Raw genomic sequence first — 15,038 nt, 5'->3', positions numbered from 1 at the left:
ATGCTCACAAATTTACTCATCCTCAATAATAATTTATCTGCGTCTATCGGCGATTAAAAACTATTAATAATAAATAAAAAAAGATGAAGAAAGTACCTCTCTAAGCCTCTGCGTGAATCTCAGGAGTTTGCACCGTTGCTTGAGGCTTTAGACTTGACTATTTTTCTGTATGTAATTACAATGTAGATACTAGCCTATTCTCCATAAAATAAAATGGGTAAAGCCATTAAAACCCGAATAGTAAAAATCGGCAATTCCCAAGGACTTCGTATACCCAAAACCCTATTAGAACAAAGCGGTATTAACTCAGAAGTAGAAATTGAAGTTGATGGAAATCATCTGATTATTCGCCCAGTTGCACAAGCAAGAGCGAATTGGGACAAAGAATTTGCAGCAATGGCAGAAAACCACGATGATATCCTCTTAGATGATCTCAATACAACAGAATGGGATCAGCTTGAATGGGAATGGTAGTCAATCGCTTTGATGTTTTCCTAGTTAACCTTGATCCTACTATCGGGAGTGAAATTCAAAAAACACGCCCCTGTTTAGTAATTTCCCCAAACGAGATTAACCACCATATTGCCACCGTCATTGTTGCACCAATGACTACAAAAGGACAAACATATCCAACAAGGGTAACTTGTCAATTTCAAGGACAAAATAGACAAATTATACTTGATCAAATTCGCACAGTGGATAAAACTCGATTAGTCAAATTGCTTGGTCAAATTAGTGCAGAAGCACAAAAAACAGTCCTTGATATCCTAGCTGAAATGTTTGCAGAATAATTAATCTCAACTCTCCAAAAAACAAAGACGCAGAAAAAACTCTCTGCGCCTCTGCGTCTCTGCGTGAAAAAACTTTCTTACACCATCTCAGAAGTCTGCACCGTAGGAACCGACGGCTGAGGCTGGAACATAAACAACGAATAAACCACATCACGGCGGATGTTGACCATCATATCCAAGAAGAGTTCATAACCCTCACTCTTGTACTCAATCAACGGATCTTTCTGACCATAACCCCGTAGATTTACAGACTCGCGTAAAGCATCCATTTGTTGCAAATGTTCCCGCCAGAGGGTATCAATGCGCTGCAAGATAAAGAATCTTTCCGCCTGTCGCATGAGTCCTGGCTGAATTTGGTCAATTTGGGCTTCTTTGAGGTCGTAGGCAATTCTTACTTGTTCGTGGAGAAATGCCTTAATCTCACTAACAGTCATATCCTCTAATTGACTTGGTTCCATATCCGCTAGCAGATAGACAAATTCTTTTACTTTGTCTACTAACTTTGCTAACTCCCACTCTTCGGAGGGTAAGTCTGGATTGATGTAGAAATCAACGATTTCATCCATCGTTTTTTCTGCGTACTTGATCACCTGTTCTTTTAAGTCTTGACCTTCTAAAACTCGGCGGCGTTCGGCGTAGATAGCACGACGTTGGTTATTCATTACCTCGTCGAACTCAAACACTTGTTTCCGGATGTCGTAGTAGTAAGTTTCAACTTTTTTCTGTGCGCCTTCCAAACTGCGAGTCAGCATTCCGGATTCAATGGGCATATCTTCCTCTACTTGGAAAGCATTCATTAATCCGGCGACGCGATCGCCTCCAAAGATTCGCAGTAAGTTATCTTCTAAACTGAGGAAGAATCTTGTCGAACCAGGGTCTCCTTGTCGTCCGGCTCGTCCCCGCAATTGGTTATCAATCCGCCGTGATTCGTGGCGTTCTGTACCAATGACGTGCAAACCGCCTAATTCAATCACTTGATTGTGTTCTGTTTCCGTAAATTCTTCATATTCCTGCTTCACGAGGTTGTAAGCCGCCCGCAACTTTTGAATTACCGGGTCATCGGTAGGAGCTTTTTCAGCTGCTACAGCTACCTTATCCTCGGCTTCGAGTTCCGGTAAACTGCGCTCACCATACTCTTTGACAGCGATTTCCACAGCTTCTTTTAATAACTGTTCGGCTTTTTTTGTGAGTTCGGTGGGGAAAATTTCCGGTGAAGCTCGCCAAGTTTTGACTTTTTTCCCAGGAACAAAACCTTGACCACTACCGTGTCCTGTGGGCAAACCAGCAGCTCTTTGTACACCAAAGACATCTTCATTTTCTGGCATCACAATTCGCGGCATAAAGTATTCCCGCAGCTTCAGACGTGCCATGTATTCGGAGTTACCACCGAGAATAATATCTGTACCCCGACCAGCCATGTTGGTGGCAATGGTTACAGAGCCTCTACGCCCTGCTTGGGCGACGATTTCCGCTTCCCGTTCCACGTTTTCTGGTCGAGCGTTGAGGAGTTCGTGGGGAATCTCCATTTCCTTGAGTAGCTGACTGAGATATTCTGATTTTTCTACACTAGTGGTTCCTACTAGGACTGGTCTACCCAGTTGGTGCATTTCGGCACATTCTCCGGCGATCGCCCGCCATTTCCCAGGCTCAGTTTTAAACACCATATCCGGCCAATCTTGGCGTTGTCTGATGCGATTTGTGGGAATTACCGTAACTTCTAATTTGTAGATTTTTTCAAATTCTGGCTCTTCAGTCTTAGCCGTTCCCGTCATCCCACCGAGTTTAGGATAAAGCAAGAACAAATTTTGATAGGTAATTGTCGCCAAAGTTTGAGTTTCTGGCTGAATATCTACGTGTTCTTTAGCTTCAATTGCTTGGTGTAGACCATCACTCCAACGTCTACCTGGTAGCACCCGCCCTGTAAACTCATCGACAATAATCACTTCCTTGTTACCGACAATGTAGTGTTTGTCCTTGAGGAACAATTCCTTGGCTTTAATAGCATTGAACATGAAATGCGCCCAGGGATCTTCCGGGTCAAATAAATCTGTAACTCCCAGCAGATTTTCTGACTCCGCAAAACCTTCATCTGTTAACAGGACGTTACGAGCTTTTTCATCTACCTCGTAATGCTCATCTTTTTGCAGAGTAAAGGCAATTTCAGCAGCCCGGAGATATTTTTCCGTAGGTCTTTCCACCTGTCCAGAAATAATTAGCGGTGTCCGCGCCTCATCCACTAAAATCGAGTCTACCTCGTCAATCACGCAATAGTTGAACGGGCGTTGTACCACATCAGCTATTGATGTTGCCATATTGTCCCGCAGGTAGTCAAAGCCTACCTCACTGTTAGTAACATAGGTGATATCGCAGTCATAGTTTTTCTTGCGTTCACTGGGAATCATCGTGGACTGAATTAGCCCCACACTCAGACCCATAAACCGATGTACCTGTCCCATCCATTCAGCATCCCGACGAGCCAGGTAATCGTTAACTGTAATTACGTGTACACCTTTACCACTTAGAGCATTTAAATAACTTGGTAAGGTAGCAACTAGAGTTTTACCCTCCCCAGTTTTCATTTCGGCAATTTGTCCAGAGTGTAGGATCACACCGCCCAACATCTGAACGTCAAAATGCCGCAACCCCAATACTCGCCGTCCTGCTTCTCTCACCACAGCAAAAGCTTCCGGCAGAATATCATCTAGGGTTTCGCCTTGAGCAAGGCGCTGTTTAAATTCTCCTGTTTTGCCCTTTAACTCCTCATCGGAAAGGACTTTAATCTCTTCCTCTAAGAGATTAATTTCAGTAATGTAAGGTTGGTATTTTTTGAGCTTACGAGCGTTGGGATCGCCCAACAAGAGTTTTAGCATGGCAGATTATGAAACTAAATCAAGGGTTACGGAAAATCAAGTTTTTGTATTGATTATAAGAATTTAACCCAGTGCAGCCATTGAGGTCGTAGATGGGTATAAAATCAGAACTAACTCAAAAACAGTAAAAAGTAGATCCAATCATTTACTAAACCGATTGGTTTTATTTTTCAGTTTAAATTTGCAACTAATCTAATAGTATCATTTTGCTTTCAACTGCGTCATACAAGGTGGGGACTGCACTTCGGCTTACTTCGACTTACTTTGACTTACTTCGACTGCGCTCAGTACAAGTCGCTCAGTGTCTGGGGACTGGTGATTAGTCATTGGGAAGTTACCGCCTTCTCCCCCCTGCTCCCTGCTCCCTGCTCCCCTGCTCCCTGCTCCCCTGCTTATTTACCTTCCCATTCCGCAGTTAGATGGCGGAAATTAAAATCCCTCGCGCTGGGATGACAACTGACACAACTGCCGATTTTAACTGGACTGGGTAAATCAACTTGGGGGTGTAAAGCCTGAAAATAACGTGAAGAATTGACACGATAGGGCGTGGCTTCCTCCTTTAGCTGTACGCGAGAAAAGGTGGAAAGATACCTCCAAACCAGAATTCGGGGCGGGTCGATTAGAGGTGTAAGTTGTGCGCCGTAGTGCTGTGAGTCTTGTAAAAGATTTCTCCAGGTTTGGGAGGGTAAAACTTCTGGAGGGAGAGCAATGTGACAAGTGGCACAGTTTTCCAGATATAGTTGTTTCCCTAACTGATATTGTGCAGGTACTACGTCAACTGTACCAATTTCTGAGGCGGGAGTAGCGCTGTGAGCTGTAGTTGCAAGGGAAAGCAGTCCACCCATAGCTAAACTCCAAGCTAAAATTACCGCAATTAAGCCCAAGGGACGGCGTTTGAGTTGACGTTTGGTGCGAGCTTTACCCTTGACAAGATTTGACATTCCTCACATTCCCAAATACTTAGATATATCCATTTTCACCAATCATCTATCTGATACAGACTTACTACTTTGCAGGAATTTTTATGTATAGCGTGAGGACATAAACAGATAATTAAACCCTGAGAAGGGAGTTTTAAGCCTTTGGACATACAAGTCGCTCAAAGCGAGAATTTCCCCTGCTATGAATAGGAGATAGATGGCGATGCTAATAGGACTTACGCATAATCTACATTTTCTTGGCGTTCTTCTCCCAAGGGGAGACGCTACGCGAAGGCGGCTTGGCGGTATGCGCTTCGCGCACGCTACGCGAACGATAAATCAAGATTTTCGGCAATTGTTGCGTAAGTCCTGGCTAAAATACTTTGATTTTAATCATAGTTGATTACTCTGGATTAGTTTTTTTTAGTATTTATTATTGTAGAGATATGCTAATTTTTTTCTTGAGTAGATATACCATGATAATTTTAATTAAATTTTAATCTGCATCAATCCTGTCCCAGAGATCGCTAATTGGTCGAATTTGCCCTGCTTTTGTTTGTTGCAAAGCTATCTTTAATCTGGCTTTAATCTCTTCAACAGGTGTATGATCAGCGTCAACAGCTTCTAGTTCTACCGCTTCTGGAACTAACACAATTACCCGCACCTGATGAGGATAAGTTGTTCCCTGAATCGGCTGATCTAGAAGCAAGTTTCCCTCAGCGTCAATTTTACCAGTAACTTCGATAGCTTTCATGTTTGATCTTCCTATTTTATAGAAGATCCTAACACGCCCAAATTTAAGCAGGACAAGGAAATTAAGGTATGGGAACTGACCTTAATAATCGCTCAACCACAGTTCTAGCGTTGCGTCCTCCTCTGGGAATCAGGCGATGACAGAGTACGTGAGGAACGAGAAATTTGACATCATCGGGAATAGCGTAATCACGCCCTGAGAGAAAAGCTAGGGCTTGGGTAGCCTTTTGTAATGCGACAGTACCGCGCGGACTAACACCCAAAGTAATTTCTTCATCCTCGCGTGTTGAGCGGACTAATTCCAGAATGTATTCTTGGAGGGAAGTTTCTACTCTGACTTGGGAACAGATTTGACGCAATTCGGCTACTTCCGCCAAGGTGATACAAGGCTGTAAATCACTAAAGCTCGCTCCTTTTTGGAGGTTTTGCAGCATCTCTAGTTCTTCTGTAGCCCCAGGATATCCCAAGCTTAAGGACAACATAAACCGATCCATTTGGGCTTCTGGTAGGGGAAAAGTGCCTTGATATTCTATGGGGTTTTGGGTAGCAATGACGAAGAAAGGCTGAGGAACTGCACGAGAGACACCATCAATTGTAACTTGATGCTCTTCCATTACTTCCAGTAAAGCTGATTGGGTGCGGGGTGTGGCGCGGTTGATTTCGTCGGCTAGGAGGATATTTGCAAATACTGGACCAGGGAGAAAAGTAAATTCGCCGCTTTTGGGATTCCAAATATTAGTACCAGTGATGTCTGTTGGAAGTAAATCTGGGGTACATTGTAGCCTTTGAAATTTGCCATCTAATGAACGGGCTAGGGATTTAGCGAGGAGAGTTTTGCCCACTCCAGGGACATCTTCTAGCAGAGCATGACCACCACCTAACAGGGCGACTATTACTAAGCGGATGGCTTCGTTTTTGCCGACGATGGTACGAGCAAGATTTTGTGTTAGGGTGTCAATTTTTTCTCTCATGCACCACAGAATAAAAGGTTGGTAATTTGTCAAGTAATGGGGATGGAGAATTACTTGTGCTAGATTCTCCATTCCCTTGTCTAGAGTATTCCCACTCCGTGATCCAAAATCAGCATTCAGCTTTTAAAAGTTCTCTGGCGACGGTACAGTCAAGTTGAATTTGTGTTTTCAGCTCATCTAGAGAAGGAAATTTCTGTTCGGGGCGCAAAAATTCTACTAACTGTACGGTGAGTTTTTTGCCATATAAATCACTAGACCAGTCGAACAGATGCACTTCTACTGATAAGTTGCTACCATTCACCGTGGGGCGATTACCTATATTCATTACACCTACTATCTTTTGTGTAGTGGTTGCATCTGGTGTGTCACTCAAAATAGCAGCGCGGACAGCGTAAACACCTTGGCGGGGGATAAATTTTTCCTTTGGTAGTTGCAGGTTAGCGGTGGGAAAACCAATGGTTCGTCCCATTTTTTGACCGGGAATGACAGTCCCCCGCAGGATGTAAGGTCTACCCAATAGGAGGTTGGCGTTTTTGATGTCGCCACTTTCTAAGTAGTGCCGAATCAGTGAGGTGCTAATGGGAGCTTCTTGGGTGGGAGCTTTGTCTGTGTAAGTTTGTAAGGAGACGATGGTGACGGGGATATGGTGCTGGGCGGCTAGTGATTGCAGGTCTTGAGCAGTACCACGACGCTGTTTACCAAAACAAAAATCCTGTCCTACACTAATTCGCCGACATTGGAGTTTCTGTACTAATATCTGATTGACAAAATCTTGGGGTGATAAGGCGGAGAGTTCTTGGTCGAAGGGTAGGAGTACAAGTTGTTCTACTCCTAGCGATCGCAATTGCTCGACTTTTTCATCCAGTGGTGTTAACAAAGTCCGTGGTTGACCTGTAAAAAATTCCAGTGGATGGGGATCGAAGGTGACAACTGTCGAGTATGTCTGTTCTTGTGGTGGGGTTGGTGATCTGGGAGGAAATTTTGGTATGTTCTCGCCATTTTCTGGTCTGTCCTCATGGAATGCTGGCGGCAAAATTGGTTGAATAACCCTGTGATGACCAAGATGCACACCATCAAATTTGCCAAGAGCTACAGTATTTGGCTTGAGCAGCTCTTCCGTGGATGAAGCAACCCACAGAGAACATCCATTTTTAGACAAATTGAGCATCCGGATTCTGGGATTTTAGGTTTATTTAGCTATTAGCTACAAGCTACCTTACGGTCAACCACATAGCTGATCCTCCATTGGTCGCGGCTGATTTTTCAGGTATGCGATCGCGCTAATAGCTCTTGATCACCAATCTAATCTAAAATCTACAATTGCTTCGGCTGCAAATTTCACACAGAGAAATTGCTGGTGGGAAAAGATTCTGATAAAACATCTGGGGTAGGAATTTCGAGAACCATTCCTTCTCGCGCCATGATTGCACCTGGAAATTCCTGAGATGCTTGTTCCCCGATATGATCCAAAAACTCGTCATTATGGGAGGGATCGTGGTGGTAAATCACCAGATTTTTCACATTCGCAGCTTTGGCTACTTTCACAGCTTCTTGCCATGTAGAATGTCCCCAGCCAATTTTTGGTGATTTTGGTGAATTGTATTCCTCATCTGTATAAGTGGAATCATAAATGATCACATCCGCATTCCGTGATAGCCATAGGACATTTTCATCCAGCTTGTCAGGAAAATGTTCGGTATCAGTTAAGTAAACGGCCGCACCACCACGCCAGTTAACTCGATATCCCACCGCCTCCCCTGGATGGTTCAGGGCTGCTGTTTCTACGGTAATGTCATTTATCTGTAATGCTTCCCCTGGTTGAATGTTGTGGAAGGTCAGATTTGACCGCATGATTTGTAAGGGAACCGGAAAATTTGGATGTAGCATCTGGTCATTCAGACGCTGTTCTATGGTGGAACCATCAGGAGCGATCGCCCCGTAAATATGAAATTTGTTCCCATCAACAAACCCAGGGACAAAAAAGGGAAAACCTTGAATATGATCCCAGTGGGAGTGGGTAAAAAATATATGACCTTCTGTGGGCATTTGGCGCAATAAGGATTGCCCTAAAACGTGCAGTCCTGTACCACAATCAAAAATCAAGCGTTGCCCCCCCACTTGCATCTCCACGCAAGGGGTATTACCGCCATAACGGACAGTGTTTGGACCTGGACAAGGGATGCTCCCGCGAACGCCCCAAAATTTTACGTTAAATTGGTTCTCTATCCTGGACATGGCTGTTGCTTGCTGGATTGATCGGGCGAGCAATAAAAACAAGTTTATGAGTTTTATCTAATCTATTTTAATGTATTTAGGAGAAGACTATCACTTAGTAAACTATTATACTTTTTTGGTTAATTGTCTAAACCTAGACTAGATGATATTACAAGGCGTTGACAACTTATACAAGTGGAAATTCCCAGTTAGACAACTTCTCTAGTCCTTGAGGAGATGTGAGGTTATATTGCAAAGGAGTGATGCTGATATGGTTGTCGCGGATTACATGGACATCAACCGGTACATTTTCCGACAGATGTAAACCCGACGGTTGTTCCACTTCTTCTAAAACTTCTCCCGTTAACCAGTAGTAAATTTTGCCACGAGGGTCAACGCGCTTATCAAAAACATCAACATAGCGCCGCACGCCTTGACGGGTAAAAGTTACCCCAGCGATTTTTTCCCAGCTGACTGCGGGAACGTTAACATTCAGTAACATCAATTCTGGCAGAGGATTGACGGCTATTTTGTCCACCAAAATTTGGGCAAACTTAGCAGCAGGTTGAAACTCTTGGGATGTATAGCTATTAAGACTTAAGGCTATGCTGGGAATCCCCTCAATGATCCCTTCCATCGCCGCCGAAACAGTCCCAGAATAGAGAATTTCAGTTCCCAAGTTTGCGCCTTGATTAATACCTGACAGTACCAAATCAGGGGGGGAATCTAGCAACGCCCACAGTGCCAATTTTACACAGTCCGAGGGAGTACCATCACAAGCCCAAGCATTGACAGCAGGATGAAAAACCGATTCTATGACTTGAGCGCGAATTGGTTGATGCATGGTGATTCCATGTCCAGTTGCCGATCGCTCCCGATCTGGGCAAACTACACTCACGTCATGGCCGGCTTCTGCCAAACAATCAGCTAGGGTGCGAATACCCAAGGCTGATACTCCATCATCATTGCTAATGAGTAATTTCATCGGTGAATAGTTAATTACAGATGTATTCAGTATGAGGCAAAAAATCACTCTCAGACAGCCAATGGCCTTTAAACTAGTAAAAAGAACTAGGGTTTTACCTTAGTCTCTGTTTAAATTATTTGGTTACAGACTATAACCAATAACTAATAAATAATGACTACCAATTTAGAGGCTCAACTTTTAGCACTGCGGGACGAAGGAGAACAAGCGATCGCCGCCGCCGATACCCTAGAACGTTTAGAGGAACTCAGAATTAGCTATCTGGGTAAAAAAGGGCAACTGGGGGCGTTATTGCGAAGTATGGGACAAATGAGTGCGGAGGAAAGACCAAAAATTGGGGCGATCGCCAATACAGTCAAAGAATCCCTACAAAATAGTCTAGACCAGCAACGCGCCTCCTTAGAATCTGCCAAAATTCAGGCACAGCTAGAGGCGGAAACCCTTGATGTCACCATGCCGGGAATTTACCGCCCCCAAGGTCGCATTCATCCACTCAACGGCATTATAGACCGCGCCCTGGATATATTTGTCGGCATGGGCTACACCGTAGCAGAAGGGCCAGAGATGGAAACCGATTATTATAACTTCGAGGCTCTGAACACCCCCCCAGATCACCCCGCTCGTGATATGCAGGACACCTTCTACCTGAGTGACGGAAATCTGTTGCGGACTCATACCTCATCCGTACAAATTCGCTACATGGAAAAAGAAGAACCACCGATCCGGGTTGTGGCTCCAGGGCGAGTTTATCGGCGAGATAATGTCGATGCGACGCACTCGGCGGTTTTCCATCAAATAGAACTTTTAGCGATCGATGAAGGTCTAACATTTACAGACCTCAAAGGTACTGTGAAAGTGTTTTTACAAGCAATATTTGGTGATTTACCCATTCGTTTCCGCGCTAGTTATTTCCCCTTTACAGAACCTTCTGCCGAAGTTGATTTACAGTGGAATGGTCGCTGGTTAGAGGTGATGGGTTGCGGCATGGTTGATCCTAACGTCATGAAATCGGTAGGTTATGACCCCGAAGTTTACACTGGATTTGCTGCTGGTTTTGGTGTAGAACGTTTTGCAATGGTTTTACATCAAATTGATGATATCCGCCGCTTGTACTCTAGTGATTTAAGATTTTTACGGCAGTTTTAAGGACGGATAAAATCTGCTTATGTTTTTATCCCTGGATTTATAATTCAGGGATAACAGCTAATTTATGATAAAATAAGAATTGACTCAAACAATTTTGTACATATTCAGACATCATGTCAGGTGTGTGAAAATGAACCAAACAACAACAGTTATCTTTAGATAAAAAAGCCAAAGCCGTGTTTTACAAGCATTTTACTTTATTGAGATATCAATAAAACTATAAATTTTCAGTTTGCTGAAGAATGTTTCAGGATTAGTGTCTGCTCAAGATGAAATTTATAGTAAAACTAATAAAAGATTTGCTCAAGATGACACTACTTGTACAGTGTGTACTTTTGACTGATGTATAGTGAAACTGAGGCGAACTACTCTTAAAGTATGGAAGTAATCTAGCGCAGGTTTCTATGAACTTATTTTCAAGCTATTTATACGCACGACCATCTTGGTCTGAGGGTGTTGCCAGAATAGTTGATTTTGGAAACACACTACAGGAGTACAACACATCATTAACAACGGAACAGGCAGACTATTTGGCTTTGTTATCTGATTGGTTGACAGTAGGGAATGATCTGCGGATTGCAATGTCTGAGTACAAAGAAGTACAATCCCATATAGGAGATAAGCTGATTCAGGAAGCTTGTGAAGCTCTAGAGTCGGCTCGAATTTAGACAAAGGACTAATTTGGTGTGATGGAGAATGAAGACAATAATGAGACTCAGGCTAAAAAGCTGGAGCAAAGTCTAGCAAATAAAGCTAATACAGAAAAGACGATGATAAAGCGTCTGGAAGCGATGTCAATGTTTTCCGGGCCTCTTCCCCCACCTGAGATTCTAAAAGCGTACGACCTGGTTCAGCCAGGTCTTGCTGTTGAAATATTTGATATGGCTAAAAAACAATCACAGCATCGTATGGAAATGGAAAAAACTGTGATTAATGGTGATAGCAAGCGTTCATGGCTTGGTCTGATCTTTGGTTTTATACTTGCTTCAATCTGTATTGGATCTAGCACGTTTTTAATTCTACAAGGTCATGATTTGGCTGGAAGTATTTTTGCTGGAACCACTGTTGTCTCGTTAGTAGGCGTGTTTGTCTATGGTAGTAATCAGCGAGCGCAAGAGCGAATAGAAAAACAGAGAGCGTTACTAGAAGCCAGCATCGACGATGGTAAATAATGTAATTCTTGGTTTCTTGATTTAGAATTTAAGTCTGAAAATTAGCTTTGTGTTAAACAGCAAGTTTAGCTACAATCCTTGTAGAGCCTTAAATAGCAAAGACTCAATTTCTAAATGGTCAAATATACTAAAATATGGAAAATACACCCTGAATATCATAGAATTAGTAGAGGATACAGGTTGATATCAGAATCATATTCAGTGTTGATTATATAAGTTTCACTTGTTGCTACTTCGACAATTATCACAATGTCCACAACGCCAGTTAGCAGCTTCTTTTTCAAACCCAAAAGCATTTAATAAAAACTGCCAACGACATTTCTTACTATGCAAATATTGATGCATTTGTTGAGCAGCTTGTGATTGTGTTGCTACCTGAATTTTCGCCCCGGATTCAATAGTGTAATGGAAAGGGTCAAGCCAATTGAGTTGACCACTGCTATGGAGTACAGCTAAAGCTATATCAGAATCACGAAATTGACGCTTGACTGCATTGATTTCTCCTTGTTTGGGCAGTTTTTTCAGCAATTGTTGGGCTGTGCGTTGTTGCGATCGCCTTTGTTGATCAAAAAACTGCTTTCTCTGCTGATCCTCTGGATCTAACCACCCCGTAGGTTCACTTATTAAAGCCAACACCTCTGCTGGTTTTCCATCTCGTCCAGCCCGGCCAATTTCTTGCAAATATTCAGAGATCAGGACAGGGGCGTGAAAATGGATTACATAACGCACATCTAATTTATTAATACCCATCCCAAAAGCACCAGTACAGATAACAAAGGGAATTTGACCACTTAACCATTTAGCTTCTATAGCACGGCGTTCTGCTGCTCCTAATCCCCCATGATAACTAGCTGTGGTGTAACCCATTTCTGCTAACCAAACAGCTAAATTTTCGCTATCTTTTCTAGTGCGAACATAAATTAATCCCGATTGTTGGGGGCGATTTTGAATAAACTTTAATAATTGCTGTTTTCGACTTCGTGGTGTCCAAGCTATCCGCACAATGGGATGTAAATTTGGGCGGTAGGGATTTAATCTAAAAATTTCTGGTTGTTGTAATTTTAAAACTGTTTGGATAATTTTCTGGGCGGTGGGGTCAGCAGTAGCAGTAAAAGCAGCAATAGAGATTTTTGTTCCCGGTGGCTTGGTTTTGAGTAGCGCCTCTCTGACTGCACCTAATCTGCGATAAGCTGGGCGGAATGTATCTCCCCACTGGACTAAACAATGGGCTTCATCTAATATCAAACCATTAATTTGTAAACTTGGATGACACAATTTTTCCCAGACTGGTGGACTTAATAAAGTTTCTGGGGATAAATACAGTAATCTGAGTTGTTGTCTTTCTAAAGCTTGGAGTGTGCTACGGCGTTGATAGGTTGGTAATTCACTATGTAAAAGTGCGGCTTTTTGTTGGCGTTGTAGTAATTCCTGCACTTGGTTTTCCATTAGTGCTACTAAGGGCGAAACTACTAAGGTTAATCCTGTTTGAAGTAGTGCAGGAAGTTGAAAACAAATTGATTTTCCGCCTCCTGTGGGCATAATAATCAAGGCATCTTTTTTAGCTAATAAACTCCTGACTATTTCACCCTGGGGCGGACGAAAATCATCATAACCCCAAATTCTTTGAAAAGTAGCGCGGACTGCTTGCCAAGAGTTTATTTCAGGTGTATTCATGATTATTTATAGTCGTGGTATAGGGAGAATAGAATATATATTCTAAATTTTCCCTTTTTTTCGTTTTGCTTTTAAATGCGCGATAACTTCGTTAAGCTGCATGGTGACAGACCAATTCCAGCTTTACAAGGTTTAGATCGTAGTGATGCAGTGCTGTATATTGGGACTTTTTCCAAAGTGCTGTTTCCGGGATTGCGGATTGGTTATTTAGTATTACCAAAGAATTTAGTGGCTTTATTTGCCCGTGCTAAGTGGTTAAGCGATCGCCATTTACCAATTTTACAACAACAAGCCCTTGCAGATTTTATTTCAGAAGGACATTTAGAACGTCATATCAGAAAGATGCGATCGCTTTATGAACGCCGTTCTCAAGTCCTGGTTAAAGCCTTAAACTTGCACTTTGGGGAAAAAGTCACTATTTTAGGCGAAAAAGCCGGAATCCATTTAATGGTAAAAATAAATAGCCATCTCAGCGATGAAGAAATCATCCATCATGCACCCCAAATGGGTGTAGGGATTATGTCTGCTAAACCCCAATATCTTCAACCTCATCATACAGGAGAATTCATTTTTGGCTATGGTGAATTGACAGAACAAGAACTAGCCGAAGGTATTCTTAGATTCGCTCAAATATTTTGATGTATTGTTCTGAAGACTATGATGCATTCAAATATGTTAGAGTATAAAAGTCACCAAAATAAATAAAACATTTTATACATTTGGTAAAATAAATCAAGATTTCTTTTAATAACCAAAAACAACATATGTTAATAAATAAATTAATAATATTTTTAAGCTTTAATATATTACATATTCTGATGGTTTCATGTGGCAGTAATCCAATATCAGAGTGTCAGAAGAAAGGCTACTCTAAGATAGTTACTTCCACAGGGAGAGAGATAACTACAGAAGAAGCTACTGATCTTACACAACTTTGCGTTGATAACCCATTTGCTTTTGATGATGATAGAACTCCTGATTCTTCTATTTCTGCACAATTACCCTTAAGGACAGAATTATCTAAGTCTGCTCAACTAATGAGAATAGGTATGAGTTATAAAGAGGTTATTACATTATTGAAAAGGAATCCTGATTCAGTTGTTACTGATGCTATTAGGCGAGAACTAGGCGAACCTGAAAGTGGATATCCAAATCTGATCACATTCGAGTGGGACAATACTGAAAACTGCCATCCAGTCAGTGTAGACTTTGAAGTTAAAAATGACAATCTTATAGTAACAGGTTGGGATGAAGGGAGGGTTTGTACAGGGAAGAGTATATTTAATAAACCTTTTGGAAAACCATGTAAGGATAATTTGTTATGTAAAATTGATTAATATATTATTAATATATAATTACCGAAATACATGGAAGATTTCGCATTGCTTAATTTGAATATTAAAAGGGAAAATTACATCTCTTACAATTTGATTAGCTGAAACTCTGCGGAACACACATTCATAACATTAGTAAGTAACTCCGAAAGTATTACAAATAATTTACCAAATTAAATATTACCTTGTTTACAAAGACATTTTTAGA

General features: G+C 42.0%; 14 protein-coding genes and 1 pseudogene. 7 read left to right on the top strand and 8 right to left on the bottom strand.

All coding sequences use genetic code 11. The features are described 5' to 3' along the window. Positions 1-213 precede the first annotated feature (213 nt). Together VB620_RS10330 and VB620_RS10325 are read left to right on the top strand one after the other, a co-directional pair. Positions 214-474 carry an AbrB/MazE/SpoVT family DNA-binding domain-containing protein gene (locus VB620_RS10330; protein ID WP_323196061.1) on the top strand — a complete coding sequence of 87 codons (261 nt, stop codon included), beginning with the start codon at positions 214-216 and terminating at the stop codon, positions 472-474. Continuing rightward, positions 468-791, top strand: a complete 324-nt coding sequence (locus VB620_RS10325; protein WP_323196060.1) for a type II toxin-antitoxin system PemK/MazF family toxin — start codon at positions 468-470, stop codon at positions 789-791. The genes VB620_RS10330 and VB620_RS10325 overlap by 7 nt, the downstream gene beginning before the upstream one ends. Before the next feature lie 77 nt (positions 792-868). Here VB620_RS10325 and secA read toward each other — a convergent pair whose 3' ends face one another. The 7 genes from secA to surE form a co-directional block, all read right to left on the bottom strand. Then, the gene (secA, locus tag VB620_RS10320; RefSeq protein WP_323196059.1) at positions 869-3,661 is read right to left on the bottom strand and encodes a preprotein translocase subunit SecA; all 2,793 of its coding nucleotides are present in this window, start codon (positions 3,659-3,661) and stop codon (positions 869-871) included. A gap of 392 nt (positions 3,662-4,053) precedes the next feature. After that, positions 4,054-4,602: a cytochrome C gene (locus VB620_RS10315; protein WP_323196058.1), complete on the bottom strand. Its 549-nt coding sequence runs from the start codon at positions 4,600-4,602 to the stop codon at positions 4,054-4,056. Between the two features lie 475 nt (positions 4,603-5,077). After that, positions 5,078-5,335: a type II toxin-antitoxin system RelN family antitoxin gene (locus VB620_RS10310; protein WP_323196057.1), complete on the bottom strand. Its 258-nt coding sequence runs from the start codon at positions 5,333-5,335 to the stop codon at positions 5,078-5,080. A gap of 61 nt (positions 5,336-5,396) precedes the next feature. Next, positions 5,397-6,305 (bottom strand): AAA family ATPase, encoded by a 909-nt coding sequence (locus VB620_RS10305; RefSeq protein WP_323196097.1) that lies wholly within the window; start codon positions 6,303-6,305, stop codon positions 5,397-5,399. A gap of 109 nt (positions 6,306-6,414) precedes the next feature. Beyond that, complete coding sequence (locus tag VB620_RS10300) at positions 6,415-7,473, bottom strand: bifunctional riboflavin kinase/FAD synthetase (RefSeq protein WP_323196056.1); 1,059 nt, start codon at positions 7,471-7,473, stop codon at positions 6,415-6,417. A gap of 170 nt (positions 7,474-7,643) precedes the next feature. Next, positions 7,644-8,540 (bottom strand): MBL fold metallo-hydrolase, encoded by an 897-nt coding sequence (locus VB620_RS10295; protein WP_323196055.1) that lies wholly within the window; start codon positions 8,538-8,540, stop codon positions 7,644-7,646. A 166-nt stretch (positions 8,541-8,706) separates the two neighbouring features. Next, complete coding sequence (gene surE, locus VB620_RS10290; RefSeq protein WP_323196054.1) at positions 8,707-9,504, bottom strand: 5'/3'-nucleotidase SurE; 798 nt, start codon at positions 9,502-9,504, stop codon at positions 8,707-8,709. Between the two features lie 153 nt (positions 9,505-9,657). On the opposite strand from surE, the gene pheS reads away from it, so the two are divergent. The 3 genes from pheS (at position 9,658) to VB620_RS10275 (ending at position 11,822) form a co-directional block, all read left to right on the top strand. Then, positions 9,658-10,650 carry a phenylalanine--tRNA ligase subunit alpha gene (pheS, locus tag VB620_RS10285; RefSeq protein ID WP_323196053.1) on the top strand — a complete coding sequence of 331 codons (993 nt, stop codon included), beginning with the start codon at positions 9,658-9,660 and terminating at the stop codon, positions 10,648-10,650. Positions 10,651-11,054: 404 nt separating this feature from the next. Continuing rightward, on the top strand, positions 11,055-11,318 hold the full coding sequence (locus VB620_RS10280) for a hypothetical protein (RefSeq protein ID WP_323196052.1): 264 nt from the start codon (positions 11,055-11,057) through the stop codon (positions 11,316-11,318). A gap of 21 nt (positions 11,319-11,339) precedes the next feature. Beyond that, positions 11,340-11,822: a DUF2335 domain-containing protein gene (locus VB620_RS10275; RefSeq protein ID WP_323196096.1), complete on the top strand. Its 483-nt coding sequence runs from the start codon at positions 11,340-11,342 to the stop codon at positions 11,820-11,822. A gap of 219 nt (positions 11,823-12,041) precedes the next feature. Here the strand turns inward: VB620_RS10275 and VB620_RS10270 are convergent, their stop codons facing one another. Next, positions 12,042-13,496: a RecQ family ATP-dependent DNA helicase gene (locus VB620_RS10270; RefSeq protein ID WP_323196051.1), complete on the bottom strand. Its 1,455-nt coding sequence runs from the start codon at positions 13,494-13,496 to the stop codon at positions 12,042-12,044. A gap of 99 nt (positions 13,497-13,595) precedes the next feature. Between VB620_RS10270 and VB620_RS10265 the strand changes: the two are divergent. Then, positions 13,596-14,135 (top strand): annotated as a pseudogene (locus tag VB620_RS10265) (aminotransferase class I/II-fold pyridoxal phosphate-dependent enzyme); the annotation flags it as partial. Between the two features lie 125 nt (positions 14,136-14,260). After that, entirely contained in the window at positions 14,261-14,833 is a 573-nt protein-coding gene (locus VB620_RS10260; RefSeq protein ID WP_323196050.1) for a hypothetical protein, read from the top strand. The last annotated feature ends 205 nt before the right edge of the window (positions 14,834-15,038 follow it).

The sequence above is a fragment of the Nodularia harveyana UHCC-0300 genome (genome assembly GCF_034931085.1).
Classification (GTDB): domain Bacteria; phylum Cyanobacteriota; class Cyanobacteriia; order Cyanobacteriales; family Nostocaceae; genus Nodularia; species Nodularia harveyana.
Note: the sequence above shows the minus strand (reverse complement) of the source record. Positions and strands in the feature narration are given on the sequence as shown.